The following is a 22502-nucleotide window of genomic DNA, read 5'->3' on the forward strand; positions in this document are numbered from 1 at the left end:
CGTTCCTGTCCAAATACCTTCCCTTTCATCCGGTGCTTGCCGATGGCCTGCGCCATCGCCCTAGACACCCTTGCGTTTCCCGATCCGCTCCTGCCTGTGACGAAATGTTGCTGGCGAAGCGCGCCAGGCGCTTCACAGGACCAGGTGAGCGCCCAGCACCACCCGGGCCCCGTGATGCCCCGCGTTGCCGGGAAAGCGGATGTCCCTCCGCCTGATGTCGGTGTCGGAATAGGTCAGGCTGAACACCAGCCTGCCCATCGCATAGTCCGCGCCCAGGCTCCAGTCGACATAGTCGCCTGCTGGCCGGAGCCGCCCGGCGCGCATCGCGTCGTCGACATGGCCGGAGGCGTGGCCGAGATGCCCCGTCAGCGTCACCGGCGTGCCGATCAGGGCGAGGCGCGCGCTGGCCTTGCCGTAGAGATTGCTTCCGCCGATCGCCCGCTGGGGCGGCGCATAGCTGCCGAGCACGGCCAGATCGACCGGGCCGAGGGCCAGGCCTGCGCCCAGATCGAACTCGACATAATTCTGCTTGCCCGCCCCGCCCGGGAACAGCCGGGCGATGGCGCCGCCGTGCAGCCGGGTCAGCCCCGCCTCGTGCCGGAAGGCGACCGACAGATCGACCGCTGCCTCCGCGCCGCCATGGCGCTCGCTGCCGCGCGTGGAGGCCGCTTGGGCCGCCGCCGTGAACCCGGTTCCGGGCAGCGGCACGTCCACTCGCACGCGTGCCGCTGCCTTGCCGTCGCTCCAGCTCAGCCCCCGCTCCCGGTAGTCGGTCAGGACGGAAGCCTCCAGCCCGATCATCTCCTGCGCGATTGCCGGTGCCGGTGCCAGCGCGGCCGGAAGGGCGATCGCCAGGATACGTCTCACTGTTTCTGCACCTCTTCTGCCGATAGCAGGGCCAGATCGCGGAGTTCGCGCCGCAAGGCAAGGGCATCGCTGCCTGCCGCCTGCGTCAGATGCTTTCTCAGCTCTTCCGGGCTGCCTTGAAATTCCGCTGACTGGCCGGCTTGCAGAGTGCTGCAGTGTCCGCGCCGGGAGCCGTTGCGCAGCGGCATCTCTTCCACGACGCGGCTCAGCGCGGCAATGGGTTCGCCCTCGGGCGTGGCGGCGGCGCGGTGGATCGCAATCCGGCTCTTCCACAGGCAGATCGCCGGGGTGCGCGGGCCGATCCCGGCCTGCCGCAGGCTGGTTTCGACCTTCGGCTCATAGCTCAGATTAATGGTTCGTCCTTCATGCACCACCGAAGCCCGATGGATCACCTCGGCGCTGGCGGGTGTGGCCAGCAGGCCCAGAGCGGTGGATATGAACACGGCTTTCACGCGAAACTTCCGGCGGATCATGGTGCCTCCTGCTGTCGGGGAGGCGCCGGTAACAGCCTGGCGTTGCTGCTACTCTACGGATTTGTAATAAAACATTGTTGCACGCCGCGGTTCGGGCGTTCTAGTGACAAACTCGTGACATATATGTTGCCGGATGCCGATCCGCGTCGCGCAGGCGAGGTGATCGCACCGCGCGAGATTTGTCGGAGAGCGCATGAAGACATATTCCGCCGGCATCGCCAGCGCGCTTGCAATCGGTCTGGCGGTGACATCGCAGGCGGAGGCGCGCCCGATCACGGAAGAAGAGGCGATTGCCCTGCGCGAGGAGATCACGCGCCTGAAATCGCGGGTTGAGGATCTGGAAAAGCGCCTGGTCGAAAGCACGGAGCAGGCGGAACCGCAAGCGGCCGGGCGGCCGCGCGAAGAACCCCGGATCGAATGGAAGGGATCGCCGCGCATCGCCGAGGGGGATCGGTCCTTCAAGGTGAAGGGCCGCATCCAGGCCGATGCCAACTATGTCTCCGTGCCGTCGGGCCTGGACGACAAGGGGCTGGGCTTTTCCAGCGAGTTCCGGAGAGTCCGGCTGGGCGGCGAAGGCGAATTGGGCAGCGGGTTCGGATACAAGCTGGAGGCGGAATTTTCCGACAACGGCGTCGATCTGGTCGATACCTTCCTCACTTACAGGACCGGCGGCTGGCTGCTGACGCTGGGCAACCACAACCAGTTCCAGTCGCTCGACGAGCTGACCGGCGACACCACCGGCAGCTTCATGGAGCGCGCCGCCTTCACCGATGCGTTCAACTTCGAACGGCGGCTCGGTTTTTCCGCCCAATACCAGAACGGGCCGTTCCTCGGGCAGTTCGGGATATTCACCGACGATGTCGAAGCGCTCTCCAACCAGAACGACGGGCCGGAGGGCGGCGACGAGAACAACAGCTTCAGCACCGATGGCCGCGTGGTCTATGCCCCCCGGCTCGGTTCCACCCAGCTCCATTTCGGGGCCTCGGCGCATTGGCGCAAGCTCGGGCGGCTGAGCGATGCGCCGCTGCGCTATCGGCAGCGGCCTTTTGTCCATTCTGCCAACAGCCGGCTGATCGGAACGGCTGCGCTGTCCGTCAGGGAGGAGCTTTCCTATGGCGTCGAATTGGCGGCGATCAGCGGACGCTGGCATGCCGCTGCCGAAATGCACTGGCTCCGGCCCGACCGGCTCGACGGCGCGACGCCGGACTTCCGGGGCGGCTATGCGGAGATCGGCTATTTCCTGACCGCCGACAGCCGGGCCTATGGGAACGGGTTCTTCGGCAATACCCGCCCGGGCAATCCTCTCGGCAAGGGCGGGATCGGGGCGCTGCAGGTCAATCTGCGCTACGATCACCTCGATCTCGACAGTAAGGACATCAGGGGCGGTATCCAGAACGGCTATCTCGCCTCGCTGATCTGGACCCCGATCCAGTATCTGCGGTTCAACCTGAATTACGGCTATCTCGATTATCAGGGCGCGGTTCCGCTGATCGACGGACGCACCGATTACGGCGTGCATGTGTTCGGATCGCGGTTCGAGCTGGATTTCTGATCGGCGGTCGCGGCGGTTCAAGCGCTCTCGGCAATCGCCTGCCCGGCGGCCCACCCGCTCGCCCAGGCCCATTGGAAATTATATCCCCCCAGCCAGCCGGTGACGTCCACCGCCTCGCCGATGGCGTAGAGGCCGGGCAGATGATCGGCCATCATGCTGCGGGAGGACAGCCCGGCGACGGATATGCCGCCCGCCGTCACTTCCGCCTTGGCGAAACCTTCCGTTCCGGTGGGGGCGAAGCGCCAGTCGGCGAGGCGGGCCTGGATCGCGCGCAGCGCCTTGTCCGGCAGGTTGCCCAGTTCGCCCTGCATATCCAGCTTTTCGAGCAGCGCTTCGGCCAGTCGCTCGGGCAGGCTTGCCGCGAGGGCGCGCCGCAGCGGCATGCGCGGGCGCTCCCGCTTCTGCGTGAGCAGCCAGTCCAGCGCGGCATCGGGCAGGAAATCCACGCCGATCCCGGTGCGGTGCTGCCAGTAGGACGAGATCTGGAGGATGGCCGGGCCTGACAGGCCGCGATGGGTGAACAGCGCGGCCTCGCGAAAGCGGGTCTTGTTCCAGCGCACCTCGACCTCGGCCGAAACCCCGGACAGCGAATGGAACAGCGCTTCCTCCGCGCCCAGCGTGAGCGGCACCAGCGCGGGGCGGGGCTGCACCACGGACAGGCCGAAGCGGCGCGCGGTGTCATAGGCGAAGCCGGTCGCGCCCAGCTTGGGGATGGAAGGCCCGCCCGTGGCGAGGACCAGCCCGGGCGCGCTCCATTCCGTGCCGCCGATGGTCACGCGGAACAGCCCGTCGCCGTGGCCGATGGCGGTCACCGGCCGGCCGAGCATGAGCGTGACCCCGGCGGCGGTGCATTCGCCCGCCAGCATCTCCACGATCTGGCGGGCGGACCCGTCGCAGAACAGCTGGCCCAGCGTCTTTTCGTGCCAGGCGATGCCGTGGCGGTCGACCAGCGCGATGAAATCCTGCGGGCTGTAGCGGCCCAGCGCGGATTTGGCGAAATGCGGATTGCCCGAGATATAGCGGTCGGCGGCGGTGTGGATGTTGGTGAAGTTGCAGCGCCCGCCGCCGGAGATCAGGATCTTCCTGCCCGGCGCATCGGCATGGTCGGCCAGCAGCACGCGCTTGCCCCCGGCCCCCGCCGTCATCGCGCACATCATTCCGGCGGCGCCCGCGCCAAGGACGATGGCGTCATAATGGCGCTGCGTCATGTCGCGGGTCACTCGGCCAGGATGCTCTTGGCGACGGCTTCCGCCACCTTGATCCCGTCGATCGCGGCGGAAAGGATGCCGCCGGCATATCCCGCGCCTTCGCCCGCCGGGAACAGTCGCGCGACATTGAGGCTCTGGAAATCCTTGCCGCGCGTGATCCGCACCGGCGAGGAGGTGCGAGTTTCCACCCCGGTCATCACCACGTCGGGATCATCGTAGCGCGCGATCTGCCGCCCGAACACCGGCAGTGCCTCGCGCATGGCCTCGATGGCGAAGCCCGGCAGGCATTGCGACAGATCGGTCATCGTCACGCCCGGCTTGTAGGACGGAGTGACCGCGCCCAGCCCGGTGGAGGGACGGCCCGCCAGGAAATCCCCGACCTTCTGGGCCGGGGCCGCATAGGACGATCCGCCCGCGCGATAGGCCAGCGATTCCCAATGCCGCTGGAAGGCGATCCCGGCCAATGGCCCGCCCGGATAGTCCCGCACCGGATCGATCGCCACGACCAGCCCGGAATTGGCGTTGAATTCCGCCCGCGAATACTGGCTCATGCCATTGGTCACCACATGCCCTTCCTCGGAGGTCGCGGCCACCACCCGCCCGCCCGGGCACATGCAGAAGCTGTAGACGGCGCGGCCGTTCGAGGCATGGTGCGTCAGGCTGTAGGCCGCTGCGCCGAGGATGGGATGCCCGGCGAACTTGCCGTAGCGCGCCTCGTCGATCCATGATTGCGGATGTTCGATCCGTACCCCGATGGAGAAGGGCTTGGCTTCGATGTGGACGCCGCGCCGGTGCAGCATCTCGAAAGTGGGCCGGGCACTATGCCCCACCGCGAGGACGACGTGATCGGCTTCCAGGAAGCTGCCGTCGTGCAGATGCAGGCCGCGCAGCCGCTGGCGGCCATCCGGCCCGCGTTCCAGCTCCAGCTCGTCCACCCGGGTCTGCCAGCGATATTCGCCGCCCAGTCCCTCGATCGTGCGGCGCATGCTTTCGACCATGGTGACGAGGCGGAAGGTGCCGATATGGGGGTGCGCCTCGAACAATATGTCATCGGGCGCGCCCGCCTTGACGAATTCCTCCAGCACCTTGCGGCCGAGGAAGCGCGGGTCCTTGACCCGGCAATAGAGCTTGCCGTCGGAAAATGTACCCGCCCCGCCTTCCCCGAACTGCACGTTGGAATCCGGATTGAGCTGCGAACGCCGCCACAACCCCCAGGTGTCCCTAGTGCGCTCGCGTACGACTTTACCCCGGTCGAGGATGATCGGGCGAAAGCCCATCTGGGCCAGGATCAGCCCGGCAAACAGGCCGCATGGCCCGGCCCCGATCACCACCGGGCGCAGGCCAGGCCAGCCTTCCGGGGCTTGCGCCACGAAACGGTAATCGGTGTCCGGCCGTGGCCTGACCTCGTGATCGCCTGCAAACCGGGCCAGGACTTCCGCCTCGTCCGCCAGATCGACATCCACGGTATAGACCAGCAGGATCGCGTTCCTGCGCCGGGCGTCATTGCCGCGCCGGACGATCTCGTGGCCGCGCAGCCGGTCCGGCTCTATGCCGAGCCGGGCGCAGATGGCCACGGGCAGGGCTTGCGCGTCATGGTCGAGCGGCAGGGTCAGTCCGGAAAGGCGCAGCATCATCGGCCCCTAACGCGTTCGCGCGCATCCGCCAACCGGCGCCGCACCGCTTAGCGATCGGGCGGCAGGCCGAAGGGCGGGGCGAAACCATCGTTCGCCTGACTCGAAGCACCGCAGATTTCGTTCGATTCAGGCCGCCTGCGCCTTGCTGGGCCGGGCGGTTTCCTTCCGGGGGAAGACGGCGATGGCCGGCGCGGGAAATTCCTTGCGCTTGACGCGATACATCAGCTGATCGGCCGCTTCCAGCAGGGCTTCCGGGCTGGTCGAGCCGCCCGGCGGAACCAGGACCGCGCCGATGCTGATGCCGACGCCCCACCCGTTCGCATCGGATATCCGGTCGATCGCCTGTTCCAGCCCCGACAGGAGCAGGCGCAATTCCTCGCCGCCTATATCCGGCGAGAGCAGGACGAATTCGTCTCCGGCGATCCGGTAGAGAGTATCCGAGCTTCTGAGCGAGGCTTGCAGCGTTCGCGATATGGTGACGAGGCAGCGGTCGCCGGCGGTGTGGCCCAGACGGTCGTTGACCTGCTTGAACGCATCGAGATCGAGGAACGCCACGCTCGCCATCTTCCCGTCGGGCCGGTCCGCCAGCATCAGCTTCAGTTCTTCGAGCATGGCCAGGCGATTGGGAAGGCCGGTCAGCATGTCCCGCGAGGCCACCAGTTCGGCCCGCTTGCGCCGCGAGATATCCTCGACCACGGCGACGAAGAAACTCGCCTCGCCGCAATCGTTCCGCACCGCGGACACCGTCAGATTGACCCAGCTAGTCGCGCCGTCCTTGCGGACATAGCGCTTTTCCATGGAATAGTGGTCGATCGCGCCATTGATAAGCAAGGCCACCTTCGCCAGATCGCTGTCGAGGTCCTCCGGATGGGTGATCTGCTGGAAGCCCCCGGCAATGAGGGTTTCCCGGGGATGGCCGGCAATCTCGCAGAAGCGGTCGTTCACCATCATGAAGCGGCCGTCGACCGCGACGTGCGCGATGCCCACGGCGGCCTGGTGGAACGTCGCTTCGAAGCGACGGGATATTTCGTCATGCGCCCGCGCGGAGGCGGCCTGGGCCGCGCTGGCCAATCCGAATGCGATGGGCGAAACCAGCAGTTCGCTCAGCAGCAGGTCGGCGTGGTCGAACGCGCCGACCTGATCGGAATAGATCTTCAGCACCCCCACCTGCTCGTTCTGCAGCGGCAATGGCACCATCACGGCGGATCGCAGCCCGACGCGGCGGCATATCGCGCGATTGATGCGGGGATCGGCTTCGCTGTCCTCGCAGATGAATCCCTTGCCAGTGCGGATGCATTTGCCCGACAGGCTGCCCTCTATCGGAATCGATGCGCCCAGCAGATGATCGACCCGCCCGCTCATCGCGGTGTAGACCAGCTGGTCGTCTCTGCGCATCTCGATGATCGCCCCGCAGGCAAAGGGAAAAAGGCGCAGGGCGCCGTCCACGACCGCTTGCAGAACCTGGTCGCGATCATCGCTGACGGACGCGATCGCCTTCTGGATCGCCAGAAGTTCCAATGCTGCTTCCTGCAGCCGTGCGACGTTGCCAGGCTTCGGGGACATGGCCCGACACTAGCGGCTTATGGTAAAGCCTTTGTTAGTGGATACGGGCCATTTCATCGGATTTGGCGATATCCGGGACGGCCCCTGCCTTACACCGGACGAAGCGTGGATTCCCCGGCGGACCCGGCATAGGCCCGCACCAGCCGCGCGACCTCGGGAAGAATCTCCGCGCGCAGCCGGTCCTTGGCCTCGCCGTCCAGCCGGGCCGCTTCCACCGCGGTCGCGATGCATTCCCCGATGGCGGCGGCATCCAGCCCGCAATGCTGCATCGCGATCCGGTATTCCCGGTTGAGGTCGGTGTCGAACAGGGCCGGATCGTCGGTGTTGAGCGTGATCCTGCAGCCCGCCGCGCGCAGCCGGTCCAGGCGAAGCTGCGCATAATCGGGCCGCACCCCCAGCCGGATATTGCTGCTTGGGCAGATATCCAGCACCACGCCCTGGTCCGCTATCCGCGCCATCAGCGATGGATCGTCCACCGCCCTGATGCCGTGGGCGATCCGATCCGGCTTGAGCAGATCGAGCGTCTCCACGATGCTGGCCGGCCCATCGTTCTCCCCGGCATGGGGATTGCGGCCAAGCCCGTTGCGGGCGGCATGTTCGAAGCAGGCGGCGAAGGGCCGGGCCGGGTGGTTCGCCTCCGGGCCGCCCAGGCCCAGCGCCACCATGCCGCGCGCGCGCGATTGCGGCAGGCAGGCCCATTGCGCGATTTGCGGGGCCGGGCCGGGATAGCTGCGCACCAGGTCGGCGATCCAGCGCAGCTCGATGCCGAATGCTTCGCGCACCCGCGCCCGTCCGCGATCGAGCGCGGCGAGGATTCCGTCCAGCCCGATCGCGCGGTTGAGATAGAGCTGGGGGGTCCACATCACTTCGGCATAGCGGACACACGACGCATGGATCAGCTCGCCCAGCGCGAAGGCCGCATCCTCGAAATCGCGCGGATTGCGCAGGCAATGGGCATTGAACAGGATGCGGTTCGCGAAAGCGGCGAAATCCGCGTAGGAGGCCGGCTTGAAGAAGCTGGCCGGGTCCTTGAACGGCAAGGGAATCCTGTGCCTCTGGGCAAGGCCCTGGGTGAAATCGGGCGACAGCGCGCCTTCCAGATGGAGATGCAGCTCGACTTTCGGCAGGCTCGCGACGAAATGGGCCAGCGATTGCGGCGGCTCCGCCACGCTATCGGGAACCGCGCGCGGGGTTGCAGGCGCGGGCGGGGCGGCGTTGGGCAGGCTCGCCAGCGCTGTCTCGATGGCCTGCGTCGCGGGCAGGGTCGCCAGCGCGGAGAACATCCTGCGCCCAGCCAGGATCGCCTGGGTGCGTCGGGCTTCATGCGCCGTGTCGAGGAAGGCGCCGAGCAGCGGCTTCAGGCCCGCCAGCGCCGCGGGGGCATTCCTGGCGAGCTGTTCGATGAGATAGGGCTTGTGCTTCTCCCACGAGAGATGTTCCATCACCTGCGCCAGCTTGTCGCGGATGGAAGCGGGCAGCGTGCCCGCCATGCCCTGGCCGGTCAGGACCCGGTAATGGGAAATCTGGGTGCTGTTGGTGGGCGGAAGCAGGATGACCGGCGTGTCCTGGCTGATCGCCTCATACACCGCGCCTATTCCGGGCGTGCTTATCAGCAGTTCCGCCTTGCCGATCGCCTCGGCCGCCTGGACCGGGCTGACCGAACCGAGGATTGTGGCCCGCTCCACTCCGGGGATATGGCGAATGGCATAGGGATTGCCCAGGAACGAAACCTCGCCGCGCTTCTCCATGGCCGCCTCGAGCGTAAGGCCAAAAAGCAGGATGACCGCTTCCCGGAAGGGAACCCCGACATCGGTCGGCACCGCCATGCCGCCGGTGTGGATGACGATGCCGCGCTTTTCGCCCTGCCTCGCGCCGCGATGGATGATCGGCGCCACCGCCGTGACCTCTGGCGGCAATGTTTGCGACAGCGCGCCTTCAAGGGCGGGATAGTCCTGCACCAGATGCGCGAGCAGCCCGGCGGAGGCCTGAATCTCGTCCACCTTGCTGCGCCAGTGGGTCAGGCTGTCGACAAGGATGGAGCGGCCGGCCAGGCCGATTCTCGCCAGCCGCGCCATGGCGACCATCTGGTTGACCGCGATGAATGCATCGAATCCGGCCAGAGACGCGCGATCATGGAATACGTCGCCGAAGGCGCCGTTCACCAAGGGCACATCCGGCTGGGCATTGGCTTGCAGAAACTCGGCGGCGTCGCCCGAGATATTGATCGTGACGGAATGCGTCCGCCTCAGCTCCTCGGCTATCAGCCATGCCTTGGAGGCAGGTCCGAAGCCGATCGGAGCGGCGGTTATCAATATGTTGCGTCGCGCAGGCGGCGCGCCCGTCACGCTGCCTCCGCGGCCGAACGGGCCTTGCGGGCTTTCGATGGGCCGGATGCGGCCGGAAGAGAGCCGGTGGTCAGATAGGCGAATGCCGCTTCGGCCAGCCGCCGCGCCGGCCCGGCCGCGCCCTTCCCGTCGATCGTCCGGCAGGGCGCATGATCCTTGAGGTAGCGCGCGGCGGCGAGGCAGGCCGGAGAGCTTCCGTCGGCCATGACCTGCCGGGGTTGCAGCCATCGCGCCGACCGGGCGAGCTGGAGCATGGTTTCTTCGGTAGCCGCGGTTTCCGCTTCTCCATTCCCGGCCAGGACGATCAGGTCCACCCTGTCGAACGGCCAGCTGTTCCCGGCGGCGTCGGAACTGGTCGAAAGGACGATGGCGTCCACCTCGGGGTCCTGCATCAGGGCGCGGCCGCCCTGGAAGAGGGTGAGCGGTTCGCCGCTTATCGCCGTTCCGCCGATCCTTGCCTGTTCCCAATTGGACAGCCCGGCGCCCGGCCAAGCGGTGCGCATCCGTTCATGCAGGGCGGTGCTCACCGTTTCGCCCGGGCCGGGCGAGAGCACGAGGGCAATGGGAATGCGCCCATCGGTTCCGTTGAACAGGCTCCGCAGCATCGGCTCGTGCATCGTCGTGAACATTTGCGGCTGGGCATTCACCTCGCAGATGATGGCCCCGGAGGACAGCCAGCTTGCGCCGATGTCGGGAATCAGAAGATCCACTCCCGCCACATCGAGCCGCAAGGTCCGCACCGCCCGCTTGGCGAGATCGATGTTGTCCGGATGGGCCGCCTCCACCGGAACCGGCCTGGGAATGCCGCCGCTGGCGACGTTCGCTGCGCCCCGGAGCCGGACGAACGCGCCCTTTGCCGGAACCGAGGACGATTCCAGCCCGGCATGGGCCAGCATCGCCTCCGCATCCTCGTCCCATTCGATGGGGTGAAGGTGGCGGCGGTCGTCCGTCGCGGTGGCGCGTTCCCGGTTCTGGCGCTCCACCAATTGGCGGATCGTGTGCTTCCCATCGCCGGTCACGCCGCCCGGCTCGCGTTCCAGAATGCCATGGACTTCGCCATTGACGAGCTGGATGCGGTAATCGCGCCCGATGAAATGCTTTTCGACCAGGATCAGGCCGGAATGGGCCTTGGCGCGGTCGAATGCCTTGCGCACGGCGTTTTCGTCGAGCAGGTAGGCCGCGACGCCCACCCCGCCGTCGAGATCGCCCGGCTTGACCACCACCGGGTATCCCAGCTGGCTGGCGATCTGCGCCGCCTCGTCCGCGGACCTGGCCAATTTATGGCTGGCGACCGGAAGGGCGGCCGAGCGCAGAACCTGCGAACCCAATTGCTTCTCGCGGGCTATGCTGGTCCCGATCTGCGATGTGCGATCGGTAAAGGAACTGTCGAGCAGGCGCGACGCGGCGCCATGACCGAACTGGATATGGTTCGGGGCAAGCCGGAACCATGGGATATTGAGCGAATGGGCCGCGGCCAGGAAATGGAATGCGTTGAAACCCTGGAGCACGCCGTGCCTGACCGCCTTGGCGTATTTCTCCGCCAGGCTTTCCAGGGAAGCGGCCAGATTCTCCGGTTCCGCCTCGCCGGATTGCGCGGCCGCGCACAGCAGTTGCATCGCGAGATCGATGGAGGCGACGCAGGCGTTGAAATTCCCGCAAGGCTGGATCACCGTCCAGATATCGGAATCGTCTGCATCGTCCTTGAAGATCAGGCTGTCTTCGAGGATGACGTGGCCGCTTGCCTCCAATATCGCCCGAACCCATTGCACGACATGGACGATCCGGAAATCCGCATCGGCCACGTCGGGCACCGGCTTGACCGGCCCGAAGCGCCGGGTGACGAAATCCTCCACCAATTCCACGATGCTTGCGGGCACGGCTGCGCTTTTTTGCAACCGGGCGAGCAGGGATGGCTGCCGCAGACCGCGCGTATATCCCATGACACCGATGGCATTGCCCACGCGCTGGACAACTCTCACGCTTGTTTCCGCCGCTTGGCTCACACCCGGCCGTCCTTTTTTGGTATGGCTTGCTCTTGCTATCGTTCCGGCAAGCTGCCCATAGGCTGGCGTTTCCGGCCCTCAATCCCGATTGCCGCAGGATGCCCAAGCATAAACTCTTATGGCGGCGGCGCAATGCCGGTAAGCACCGGATCGGACTATCGCGAGCGCTCCCCGCTCCGGCAAGTCAGGCGGCCCAGGGTCCGCGAATGGCCAGGGTCATCGCCGGGCTGTAGAGGTTTACGAACAGCGTCAGCCCGTCCGGCGAGAAGCAGACCCCCGCCAGTTCGGTCTGGCGGCGCAGGCGGGCGAACGGATAGGCCGCCCCGGCCGGGGTGATGCCGCGAAGGTAATTGTCGACGACATCGGTATATTGGTCCTCGCAGACGATCAGGTGCCCGCTCGGCGCGACGGTCAGGTTGTCGCCGAAATTGAACTGGTCGGGCCGGGTCGATTCGAAGAACAGCTGCAGGCTGGCGGGGCCGGCTTGCGGCAGCCTGAGGCGGAAGACCTGCCCCAGCTTCTTCGCTCCGCCGGACGTGCAGCAGAAATAAAGCTCGCCCTCGCCCATATGGATGCCTTCGCCGCGCGCGAACAGGGTCGCCCCGCTGGCCGCGCCCCGGATGCGCAGATCGTCCTGCGGGCTTTCCACCTCGTCGAGATCGATCCAGCCCACTTCGAGCCATTCGCCCACCGTCATCCGGCTGCCGGACCAGTTGCGGCTGTCGGGAAGCCCCTTGCCCGGCAGGGCGAGCGCTTGCAGCCGCCCGCCCCGGGCCAGCCTGCCGGGCGCATCGGGGATGAAGCGATAGAGCAGGCCCTCGTCGCGATCCTCGGTCATATAGACGATGCCGGTGGCCGGATCGACCGCCGCCGCTTCGTGGTTGAAGCGCCCCATCGCCTTCAGGGGCAGCGCTTCCACCAGCCCCGCCGCATCGGCTGGAACCTCGAACACCCAGCCATGGTCGCGCGTAGCGGCGGCTCCCGGCAAGGTCAGGTCTTCCTCGCAGGTGAGCCAGCTTCCCCAGGGGGTCGTGCCCCCGGCGCAATTGCGGATCGTGCCGGCCAGCGAACGGAACTGGCGCTTGATCTCCAGCGTGCCGGGATCGAGCACGAGGGTGGTGGTGCCGCCGGGCAGGACGGCGCCATCGGGCTTGCGGTCATAGCCGCCGGCCAGGGGGCCGCCCGTGTCGTGGTGCGGCTTCAGCTCGTGATTGCGCACCAGCGCGATCTCTCCGCCGGGCAGTGCCAGGCAACCCATGCCGTCGGCATTGTCGGGCACGGTGCCGCCATCGTCCATGGCGTCGCCCAGGCGGGACAGAACCCGATAGGAAAACCCTTCCGGCAGGTCGAGCAGGCCGGCTGGGTCCGTTCGCAGCGGGCTGTATGGCGAGGATGGCGCGGGCGTCGTGGCCAGCCCCGCTCCGGCGGTGCATCCACTGGCCAGCAGCGCGGCAAAGGCGGTGCCCGTGGCCTGCAGGAAATGACGCCGCGTGGCGGGTGGCAAGGCGGTCGCGGTCATGGGGCTGTGCTTCATGGCGCCCCCATGCGCGCGGGCTATGACAATTTTGCGGCAGCCCGGCGCATTCACGCGTGACGGGCCGGCAAAAGCCACGGGCGGGCTTCAATCCGGGCCGGCGTGCGCCTTGGTAACTTCTTCCAGCACCTGCGCGGCGTGCTCCTTCCGGCAGATCAGCAGGTCCGGCATGGAAACATCGGGCCGATTATAGACCAGCGGGCTGCCGTCGATGCGCGAGCAATGCAGGCCATGCGCGGCGGCCACGGCGACCGGCGCGGCCGAATCCCATTCATACTGGCCGCCGGAATGGAGATAGACGTCGGCTTCGCCGCGAATGATCGCCATGGCCTTGGCTCCGGCCGAGCCCATCGGCACCAGCCCGGCGCCCAGCGCCTTCGCCACCGCCAGCGCTTCGCGGGCGGGGCGCGTGCGGCTCACCACCATGCGCAGCGGCTGGCCTGCGGGCGGCAGGGCGCGTGGCACGTCGGTCCGCAGCACTTCGCCCAGCCCCGGCAGGGCGACCGCGCCTTCCACCGCCACGCCGTCTATCGCCAGGGCGACATGGACCGCCCAGTCCGCGCGCTTTTCGCCATATTCGCGGGTGCCGTCGAGCGGATCGACGATCCACACCCGGGACTTGCCGAGCCGCTCCGGCGTGTCCCTGCATTCCTCGGACAGCAGCCCGTCGTCCGGCCGCTGCCGGCGCAGCGCGTCCACGATGAAGCGGTTGGCCGTCTCGTCCCCGGTCCGGCCCAGCGCCTTGTCGTCCAGCAGCCCGCTCTGGCGGACATCCACCAGGATGCGTCCGGCGGCATAGGCCACCCGCGCCGCCAGTTCGGCATCCGTCATATCTCCGGCATCCAGGCGCCGACGATATGATCCACCACCAGTTCCGCCGCATCCTCGGGCGAGATGCGGGTCGTATCGATATGGATTTCGGGCGCTTCGGGCCGTTCATAGGGGCTGTCGATGCCGGTAAAGTTCTTCAGCTCCCCGGCCCGCGCCTTCCTGTAGAGGCCCTTCACGTCCCGGCTTTCCGCCACTTCCAGCGGTGTGTCGATGAAGATCTCCACGAATTCGCCTTCCGGCAGCAGGTTGCGCACCATCTCGCGTTCGGCCCGGAACGGGCTGATGAAGGCGGTCAGCACGATCAACCCGGCATCGGTCATCAGCCGGGCCACTTCGCCCACCCGGCGGATATTCTCGATCCGGTCGGCCTCGGTGAAACCGAGGTCCTTGTTCAGCCCGTGCCGGACATTGTCGCCATCGAGCAGGAAGGTGTGCTTGCCCAGCGCATGCAGCTTCTTCTCGACCAGATTGGCGATGGTCGACTTGCCGGAGCCGGACAGGCCGGTGAACCACAGGACATGCGGCGTCTGGTGCTTGAGCTTGGCATGGGCCTGTCGCGTGACGTCGAGCGCCTGCCAATGCACGTTCTGCGCGCGGCGCAGCGCGAAATGCAGCGTTCCGGCGGCCACGGTGGCATTGGTCATCCGGTCGATCAGGATGAAGCCGCCCATGTCCTTGTTGGTGATGTAAGGCTCGAAGGTGATCCGCTTGTCGGTGGCCAGCTCGCAGATGCCGATGTCGTTGAGGCCCAGCGTCTTGGCGGCCAGATGCTCCAGCGTGTTCACGTCCACCCGGTATTTCGGCTGATGGACGGTGGCGGAAACGGTCTGCGTCCCGATCTTCATCAGGTAATTGCGGCCGGGGATCATCTCCTCCTCGGCCATCCACACCACGGTCGCCTCGAACTGGTCGGCCGCCTCGGCCGGATCGTCCGCCGCGCAGATCACGTCGCCGCGCGAACAGTCGATCTCGTCGGCCAGCGTCAGGGTGATCGACTGCCCGGCCACGGCCTGATCCAGATCGCCATCCAGGGTCACGATCCGGGCCACCGTGCTGGTCTTGCCTGAAGGGATCACCCGCACCGCGTCGCCCGGCCGGATCGTGCCGGCGGCGATCTGCCCGGCAAAGCCCCGGAAATCGAGATTGGGGCGATTGACCCACTGCACCGGCAGGCGGAACGGCGCGGCGGTGCGCTCGTCCAGCCCCAGATCGACCGTTTCGAGATGCTCGATCAGGGTCGGCCCGTCATGCCAGGGCGTTTTCTCGCTCCGGCTGGCGATATTGTCGCCGGCCAGGCCGGAAATCGGGATCGCGGTGAAGGCGGTGATCCCGATCCTCTGCGCGAAGGCGCGGTAATCGGCGACGATCTCGTCGAAAATCCGCCGGTCGTAGCCGACCAGATCCATCTTGTTCACCGCCAGCACCACATGCCGGATGCCCACCAGATGGGCGAGATAGGAATGGCGGCGGGTCTGGGTCAGCACGCCCTTGCGCGCGTCGATCAGGATCACGGCGAGATCGGCGGTGGACGCGCCTGTCACCATGTTGCGGGTGTATTGCTCGTGGCCCGGCGTATCGGCGACGATGAACTTGCGCTTCTCGGTCGAGAAGAAGCGATAGGCCACGTCGATGGTGATGCCCTGCTCGCGCTCCGCGGCGAGGCCGTCCACCAGCAGGGCGAAGTCGATTCCCTGCCCCTGCGTGCCCACCTTCCTGCTGTCCACTTCCAGCGCGGCCAGCTGATCCTCGAAGATCATCTTGGAATCGTAGAGCAGCCGCCCGATCAGGGTGGATTTGCCGTCATCGACGCTGCCGCAGGTGATGAAGCGCAGCATGGTCTTGTGCTGGTGGGTTTCCAGATAGGCGTCGATATCCTCGGCGATCAGGGCTTCGGGCCGGTAGATGATGTCCTGGTCGGCCATCAGAAATAGCCCTCCTGCTTCTTCTTCTCCATGCCCGCGCCGCCTGCGTCCTTGTCGATCGCGCGGCCCTGCCGCTCCGAGGTGGTGGTGAGCAGGGTTTCCTGGATCACTTCGGGCAGGGTCGCGGCCTCGCTCTCCACCGCGCCGGTCAGGGGATAGCAGCCCAGCGTGCGGAAGCGGATGGAGCGCATCACCGGCTCCTCGCCCGGCTCGAGCGGGAAGCGGTCGTCGTCCACCATCAGCAGCAGCCCGTCCCGCTCCACCGTGGGGCGCGGCGCCGCGAAATAGAGCGGCACGATCTCGATCCCTTCGAGGTGGATATATTGCCAGATGTCCAGCTCGGTCCAGTTGGAGATCGGGAACACCCGGATGCTTTCGCCCTTGTTCTTGCGCGCATTGTAGAGCTTCCACAGCTCGGGGCGCTGGTTCTTCGGGTCCCAGCCGTGATTGGCGCTGCGAAAGGAGAAGATGCGCTCCTTCGCCCGGCTCTTTTCCTCGTCGCGCCGCGCGCCGCCGAAGGCCGCGTCGAAACCGTATTTGTCCAGCGCCTGCTTCAACCCTTCCGTCTTCCACATGTCGGTGTGGAGCGGGCCATGGTCGAACGGGTTGATCCCCTTCTCCAGCGCTTCGGGGTTGTGATGGACCAGCAGATCCATCCCCGCCTCCCTCGCCGCCTTGTCGCGCAGGGCATACATGTCGCGGAATTTCCAGGTGGTGTCGACATGCAGCAGGGGGAAGGGCGGCGGCGCGGGGTGGAACGCCTTCTTCGCCAGATGCAGCATCACCGCCGAATCCTTGCCCACGGAATAGAGCATCACCGGATGCTCCGTCTCCGCGACGACTTCGCGCATGATATGGATGCTTTCGGCCTCGAGCCTCTGAAGATGGGTGAGCGACATGCTGCACGCCCCTAGGCAGGGGGCGGGCAAGCGTCAATCACACCAAAAGTTTGCCGGGTTTCAGTTGCGCTTTCGCAATCGCCGGCCTTGGCTTTTCCGGCCGCGCGGCCGATAATGGCGGCAACCTGCCCGAGGAGAAGCCCCATGGCGCTGACAGTCCACCAGTTTCCGTGCCTGTCCGACAATTACGGCTATCTGATCCGCGACGAGGCGAGCGGCAAGGTCGCCGCGATCGACACGCCGGAGGCGGAGGCGATCATCCGCGAGGCGGAAAGCCTGGGCTGGCCTATCGACTATGTGTTCAACACCCATTGGCACCCGGATCACGCGGGCGGCAATGAAGCGGTGAAGGCGCGCTTCGGCTGCGAACTGGTGGGGCCGGAGGAAGTGCGCGCCCATTTCCCGGTCGACCGGATCGTGGCGGATGGCGACACGGTGGAGCTGGGCGAAACCCGCTTCGAGGTGCTGGATACCGGCGGCCATACCACGGGCCACGTCTGCTATTATGCGCCCGGCGAGGCGACGGTCTTCGTGGGCGACACGCTGTTCCCGCTCGGTTGCGGGCGGCTGTTCGAAGGCACGCCCCGGCAGATGTGGGCCAGCCTGTCCCGCCTCGCTGCCTTGCCGGAGGAAACCATGGCCTACAGCGCGCATGAGTACACGCTCTCCAACGGCCGCTTCGCGGTGACGGTCGATTCCTCGGCCGCGCTGGCGGAGCGGATGAAGCGCGTGGAAGCCGCAAGGGAGCGCGGAGAGCCGACCGTGCCGACCACCATCGGGGAGGAGCGGCGCACCAATCCCTTCCTGCGCGCGCCCCTGCTGTCGGATCGGGCGGACCCGGCCGAAGCCTTCGCCGAGATCCGCGCCGCCAAGGACAATTTCAAGGGCTGACCGGCAGGTCATGCGCTGCACGGTTCCGCAGGGAGAGGCGAAGTGACGGATCTGGTTCTCAGCGAGCTGACGGACGACGGCATCCTCGTCCTGACGCTGAACGCGCCCGCGCGGCATAATCCGATTTCCGATCCGCCCATGCTGGACGCGGTGGTCGCCGCGGTGGAGCAGGCCGACGCCGGACTGGCGGCGCGGGTGATCGTCCTGACCGGGGCGGGCAAATCCTTCTCGTCCGGCGGCAATGTGGAGGAAATGAAGCCGGGCGGCTCGCTCAACCCCGGCTCGCCGGCCATGACACGGCGCGGCTACAAGAAGGGCATCCAGCGCCTGCCGCTGCTGTTCGAAGCGCTGGAGGTTCCGGTCATCGCGGCGGTGAACGGCGCGGCGATCGGTGCTGGCTGCGATCTTGCCTGCATGTGCGACGTGCGCATCGCCAGCGAACGTGCGGTGTTCGCGGAAAGTTTCGTCAAGCTCGGGCTGGTGCCGGGGGATGGCGGGGCCTGGCTGCTGCCGCGCGTGGTCGGCTTCGCCAAGGCCAGCGAAATGGCGCTGACCGGAGAGCGGCTGGATGCGCGGGCGGCTTTGGCCTGCGGGCTGGTTTCCCGGGTCGTGCCCGCGGAGCGCCTGATGGATGAGGCGCTGTCGGTCGCAAGCATGATCGCCGCCAACCCGCCCCATGCGGTGCGGATGACCAAGCGCCTGCTGCGGGAGGCATGGCGGGCCAGCCTGCCTGCCACGCTGGAGATGTCGGCCGGGTTCCAGTCCGCCTGCCATGCCACCCGGGATCACGAGGAGGCGGTCAACGCCTTCCTCGAAAAGCGGGAACCGCGTTTTCGCGGGGAGTAAGGCGCGGACGCGCCCAGGCCATGATCGTTTCAGGCTGGGTCTGGACCCTGCCCCGGGCCTTCCCGCGCCGCCGCTTCCGCCTGTTCGCGCTCCAGCCCGTTGAGCGTGCGCCAGGCCATCAAGCCCATGATGGCGTAATAGACCGCGCCGCCGATGGCCACCGCCCAGGCAATGCCGATGGCGTCGTCTTCCTGCACCAGCGCGAGCATCGCGATGCCGAGCGCGCCCAGCGCGGTGAGCCGCGCGATCAGCGCCAGGCGCGCCCGCCCGGTGGCATGCAGCACCGGCTCGAAGGCCACGCTGGCCAGCTCGAAGGATGCCTCGATGGTCAGGGGGATCATCACGATATAGCCCGCGCGGAAGGCGTCGCCGCCGATGAAGCTCATCAGCTGGGCGCCGCAGGCCACGGCCAGCACCACCACCAGCGCGCCGCCGCCGCCCGCGATCAGGCTGGTCTGCACCGCCAGCTTGCGGAACTCGTCGGCCGCCGCCGCCACCCGGGCGCGGGACATTTCCGCATAGACCGAGCGGGTGAGCAGGGTGGAGAGCTTGCTCAGCCCCTGGCTCAATTGCTGGGCGAGGCGATAAAGGCCGGCCGCCCGGGTTCCGGCGAAATAGCCGACCGCGAGGAGCGGGCCATAGCGCTTGACCGCTTCGACCGTGGCGGTCGCATAGGTTATCAGGAAGAAGCGGATGATCCCCGGATTGTCCCGCAGCGCGTGCCCGATCTCCTTCAGATGGCGCAGGCGCACCGCCTGGGGGCAGAGATAGCGCGCGGCGACCCAGTACATGACCGCTTCGAATATATCGATGATCGCCCAGGCGATGAGGAACTTGAGCAGGGTCGGCCCGGTCAGCCAGATCGCCACCGCCGACAGCAGGCGGCCCAGCGGAACCCAGGCTTCCACATAGACCGCGATGTCGAAGCGGTCGAGCGCGCGCACCACCCCGGTCGGGGCGGAGACCAGCGCCCACAGCATGGCGCAATTGAACCAGAAGGCGATGTCGATCAGCTCGGGATTGAGGTCCAGCGTATCGGCGAAATGGAAGAACACCACATAGGCGATAAGGCAGCCGATCACCGCGCCGATCGCGTCGAGCGCGCCGGCCAGCATCCCCAGCCGGCCGAATGCGTTCCAGTTGCCTTGATGGACATGCTCCGCCCCGTAGCGGACCACCACCCGCCAGGTCTGGAAACCGGCGATGGCGATCAGCGCCTGCGCGGTGCCGAAGATCAGCGAGAAGTGGCCGAAGTCCTTCAGCCCCAGCGAACGCGTGACGATGGCGAGATAGACGAGGCTGCAGACCGCGCCGAAACCCTTGCCGCCCAACAGCCACACGGTGTTGGCGAACATTCGGCCCAGCATGGATTCGGGCATGAGTCGCGTGCGGGCCTTGGCTGCCATCGCGACGCATTTGGACGAGGCGGGGGGTTTCTGCAAGCCGTGCGGTGTCTTGCGCGCCATTGCAGCCCGGCGGAACAGCGCCTAATGCGCAGGCCATGATCGAACACGCCATATTGCTGAGCGCGGGCCAGGGCTCGCGCATGCTGCCGCTGACTGCCGAGCGGCCCAAGTGCCTCATCGAATTTTCGGGCCGCTCGCTGCTGGCCTGGCAGATCGAGATGCTGGCCCGGGGCGGGGTGAAGCGGATCGACGTCGTCACCGGCTTCATGACCGACATGGTGGACGAGGAAATCGCCTCCATCCGCGACCCCAGGGTCGAAATCGCGACCCGGTTCAATCCGTTCTACAAGGTGGCCGACAATCTCGGTTCCTGCTGGATCGCGCGCGAGGCGATGCGAGGGGATTTCCTGATCCTCAACGGCGATACGCTGGTTTCGGAAGACATCGTGCGCAAGGTGCAGGCCGGGAGCGAATGGCCGATCGCGGTGACGGTGGATGTCAAGGACAGCTACGACAGCGACGATATGAAAGTCTCGCGCGGGGTCGGCCAGGACGAAGGCCGGCTGCTGCACATCGGCAAGACCCTGACCGCCGAGCAGAGCAATGCCGAATCCATCGGCTTCCTGGCCTTTCGCGGCGAAGGCGCGGAAATGTTCCGCGAGGCGGTGCGCAAGGCGATGCGCACGCCGGAAGGGGTGCAGCACTGGTATCTCAAGGTGATCGACACGCTCGCTGCAACCGGCAAGGTCGGAACCGTGTCGATCGAAGGGCTGGGCTGGGCCGAGGTCGACTTCCTCAACGATATCGAGGTTGCGACCCGGCTTACCGACAGTTGGGCCTAGGGCGGCGTTCTAGGGTCACGACCTAAGCGAAGCCGCCCTTGAGCCAGGCGGCGAGCCGTTCCAGCTCCGCCGGTTCGAGCGCGACGGCATGGCCGAGGTCGGGTGTCCGGGGCCAGCCCACGTCGACGAATTCCCGCGCGCCTGCCTCGCCTTTGGGCCATTCCCGCACCCCTTCGTAGCGGGGGATGATGTGGAAATGGACATGCGGGTCGACCATCATCAGCATCAGGTAATTGAGCTTCTCATAGCCGATCAGCTTGCCTAGCGCGCGCTCGATCGCCGCGCTGGCCCGCTTCAGTTCCGCATGGGCCGCTTCCGGCAGGTCGCCGAATGCGGTCGCGTCCGATTTCGCCGCCAGCACCAGGCTGCCCAGCGTCGGCTGCGCGGGGCGGGCCAGCACCACCCAGTGCTCGAACTCATGAACCAGCGAAGCCGGCCAGCCGAATTTCTCGATCGTCGCATTCATGGCGTCAGCCCTCCGCCAGCCAGGATGTGATGGGACGCCCGGAAGACGACAGGATCATCGCCTGAACCAGCCGGATGGCGTGGATGGCGCAGCTGATCGCGGTCCACCAGGCCACCGCGATCAGGCCCAGGTCGGGCCGGGCGAACAGCATGGAGGCGAACAATATCACCATATTGGGGTTGCGGCGCGCGGTGATCAGGCGGAACCGGCTGTCGAACCTGCGCCAGACATGGATATGGATGCCCCCATAAAGCCGCATGAACGCGCCTTCTATCAGGCGCTGGACGACATAGCCGCCCTGGATCGCGGCCTGCACCAGCCAGAAGGTCTGGCTGTCATAGGCCAGGCCCCAGGCGGCCAGGCCGGTCGCCCAGAACCACCACCAGAACGGCGGATGGACGAGATCTATGCCATGGTCGAAGACATTGCCCCACCAGCTCGAGGTGATGGTGCAGCGGGCCAGCTTGCCGTCCACCGTGTCCAGCACCATGAAGACGAGGCCCATCGCCATGCCCAGCCAGTAATGGCCCCAGGCGAAGGCGAAGGTGGCCGCGACGCACAGGATCGCGCCGAGCGCCGTCACCATGTTGGGAGTGATGCCCGCGCTGGCGGCGATCCGGGTCAGCACCAGCGCCCATTCCGGCCAGAGATATTTGGTGAGGACGTCGGTCACGCCCTTGTAGGCGCCGAAATAGCTGGCCCGCTCGGCCTGCCGCACGGTTTGCGGGGTCAATTCCAGCAGGAACGGGGTTTCGCGTTTCCTGAGTTGCTTGTTCTCGATGGTCGGCCCGCTTTCGAAAGCGACCACCCGGAGCGGACCGGATGCGGCCAACGGCCGGCTTTCGGCCATGGCCGCGCGGATCGCGGCGGCATCGGCTTCGTCCGGCGCATGGGCCAGGGCCGGAACGCCGCCCAGGGTCAGCACGAGGCCCGGCTCGGCCGCGACATGGCGGAACCAGGCGGGATCGAACGCCACGGCGGCATTGCTCAGCACCACGGGCGCGGCCCGATCCGCGCGCAATCCCGCCGCTTCGGCCAGGCGGCGGGTGCGTTCGGCCATGGAAAGGCCCCAGAGCCTGGTGGGATTGCTGCCCACGCTTTCGCTGCCGGGCTTCGCTTGGCTGACGGTCATGAAGGCGTGGACTAGGGTCTAGCGCGGGAAACCGCAATGGCCGTTCGTCCGGCAAGGGTTCCGGGGCGGGACGCCATGCAAGAAAAGG

The 22502-nt window shown here is 66.9% G+C and carries 18 protein-coding genes; 4 read left to right on the top strand and 14 right to left on the bottom strand.

Features of this window, described 5'->3' with window-relative positions; genetic code table 11:
* Positions 1 to 132: 132 nt before the first annotated feature.
* Both U8326_RS14460 and U8326_RS14465 read right to left on the bottom strand, forming a co-directional pair.
* Complete coding sequence (locus tag U8326_RS14460; protein ID WP_324741056.1) at positions 133 to 867, bottom strand: TorF family putative porin; 735 nt, start codon at positions 865 to 867, stop codon at positions 133 to 135.
* Entirely contained in the window at positions 864 to 1340 is a 477-nt protein-coding gene (locus U8326_RS14465) for a hypothetical protein (protein ID WP_324741058.1), read from the bottom strand. The genes U8326_RS14460 and U8326_RS14465 overlap by 4 nt, the downstream gene beginning before the upstream one ends.
* Before the next feature lie 193 nt (positions 1341 to 1533).
* Between U8326_RS14465 and U8326_RS14470 the strand changes: the two genes are divergently transcribed.
* Positions 1534 to 2892, top strand: coding sequence for an OprO/OprP family phosphate-selective porin (locus U8326_RS14470; protein WP_324741061.1), 1359 nt, complete (start codon positions 1534 to 1536; stop codon positions 2890 to 2892).
* A 17-nt stretch (positions 2893 to 2909) separates the two neighbouring features.
* Here U8326_RS14470 and U8326_RS14475 read toward each other — a convergent pair whose 3' ends face one another.
* From U8326_RS14475 to cysD, 9 genes are all read right to left on the bottom strand, one after another.
* Entirely contained in the window at positions 2910 to 4100 is a 1191-nt protein-coding gene (locus U8326_RS14475; protein WP_324743626.1) for an NAD(P)/FAD-dependent oxidoreductase, read from the bottom strand.
* Positions 4101 to 4108: 8 nt separating this feature from the next.
* Positions 4109 to 5731, bottom strand: coding sequence for an NAD(P)/FAD-dependent oxidoreductase (locus U8326_RS14480; protein ID WP_324743627.1), 1623 nt, complete (start codon positions 5729 to 5731; stop codon positions 4109 to 4111).
* 129 nt (positions 5732 to 5860) lie between these two features.
* Positions 5861 to 7297 (bottom strand): diguanylate cyclase domain-containing protein, encoded by a 1437-nt coding sequence (locus U8326_RS14485; protein ID WP_324741063.1) that lies wholly within the window; start codon positions 7295 to 7297, stop codon positions 5861 to 5863.
* A gap of 89 nt (positions 7298 to 7386) precedes the next feature.
* Positions 7387 to 9642 (bottom strand): adenosine deaminase, encoded by a 2256-nt coding sequence (add, locus tag U8326_RS14490; protein WP_324741066.1) that lies wholly within the window; start codon positions 9640 to 9642, stop codon positions 7387 to 7389.
* Complete coding sequence (locus U8326_RS14495; protein WP_324741068.1) at positions 9639 to 11519, bottom strand: hypothetical protein; 1881 nt, start codon at positions 11517 to 11519, stop codon at positions 9639 to 9641. Before U8326_RS14495 ends, add begins: the two co-directional genes overlap by 4 nt.
* 310 nt (positions 11520 to 11829) lie before the next feature.
* Positions 11830 to 13179: an alkaline phosphatase PhoX gene (locus tag U8326_RS14500; RefSeq protein WP_324741069.1), complete on the bottom strand. Its 1350-nt coding sequence runs from the start codon at positions 13177 to 13179 to the stop codon at positions 11830 to 11832.
* 87 nt (positions 13180 to 13266) lie between these two features.
* Positions 13267 to 14010, bottom strand: coding sequence for a 3'(2'),5'-bisphosphate nucleotidase CysQ (locus tag U8326_RS14505; RefSeq protein ID WP_324741070.1), 744 nt, complete (start codon positions 14008 to 14010; stop codon positions 13267 to 13269).
* The gene (gene cysN / locus U8326_RS14510; RefSeq protein WP_324741071.1) at positions 14007 to 15932 is read right to left on the bottom strand and encodes a sulfate adenylyltransferase subunit CysN; all 1926 of its coding nucleotides are present in this window, start codon (positions 15930 to 15932) and stop codon (positions 14007 to 14009) included. The genes U8326_RS14505 and cysN overlap by 4 nt, the downstream gene beginning before the upstream one ends.
* A complete protein-coding gene (cysD, locus tag U8326_RS14515) occupies positions 15932 to 16831 on the bottom strand; it encodes a sulfate adenylyltransferase subunit CysD (protein WP_324741072.1) in 900 nt (299 codons plus the stop codon). Before cysD ends, cysN begins: the two co-directional genes overlap by 1 nt.
* A 144-nt stretch (positions 16832 to 16975) precedes the next feature.
* Here cysD and gloB point away from each other — a divergent pair, with 144 nt between their 5' ends.
* Together gloB and U8326_RS14525 are read left to right on the top strand one after the other, a co-directional pair.
* On the top strand, positions 16976 to 17722 hold the full coding sequence (gene gloB, locus U8326_RS14520) for a hydroxyacylglutathione hydrolase (protein ID WP_324741074.1): 747 nt from the start codon (positions 16976 to 16978) through the stop codon (positions 17720 to 17722).
* Between the two features lie 42 nt (positions 17723 to 17764).
* Complete coding sequence (locus tag U8326_RS14525) at positions 17765 to 18568, top strand: crotonase/enoyl-CoA hydratase family protein (RefSeq protein ID WP_324741077.1); 804 nt, start codon at positions 17765 to 17767, stop codon at positions 18566 to 18568.
* Positions 18569 to 18597: 29 nt separating this feature from the next.
* On the opposite strand, the gene U8326_RS14530 is transcribed toward U8326_RS14525, so the two are convergent.
* On the bottom strand, positions 18598 to 19974 hold the full coding sequence (locus U8326_RS14530) for a lipopolysaccharide biosynthesis protein (RefSeq protein ID WP_324741079.1): 1377 nt from the start codon (positions 19972 to 19974) through the stop codon (positions 18598 to 18600).
* 95 nt (positions 19975 to 20069) lie between these two features.
* Here U8326_RS14530 and U8326_RS14535 point away from each other — a divergent pair, with 95 nt between their 5' ends.
* Complete coding sequence (locus U8326_RS14535; RefSeq protein WP_324741081.1) at positions 20070 to 20816, top strand: phosphocholine cytidylyltransferase family protein; 747 nt, start codon at positions 20070 to 20072, stop codon at positions 20814 to 20816.
* Between the two features lie 22 nt (positions 20817 to 20838).
* Here U8326_RS14535 and U8326_RS14540 read toward each other — a convergent pair whose 3' ends face one another.
* On the bottom strand, positions 20839 to 21282 hold the full coding sequence (locus U8326_RS14540) for an HIT family protein (protein ID WP_324741082.1): 444 nt from the start codon (positions 21280 to 21282) through the stop codon (positions 20839 to 20841).
* A 4-nt stretch (positions 21283 to 21286) separates the two neighbouring features.
* On the bottom strand, positions 21287 to 22414 hold the full coding sequence (locus U8326_RS14545; protein WP_324741083.1) for a CDP-alcohol phosphatidyltransferase family protein: 1128 nt from the start codon (positions 22412 to 22414) through the stop codon (positions 21287 to 21289).
* Positions 22415 to 22502 lie beyond the last annotated feature (88 nt).

It is taken from the genome of Tsuneonella sp. CC-YZS046, from assembly GCF_035581365.1.
In the GTDB taxonomy this organism is placed as follows: domain Bacteria; phylum Pseudomonadota; class Alphaproteobacteria; order Sphingomonadales; family Sphingomonadaceae; genus JAWKXU01.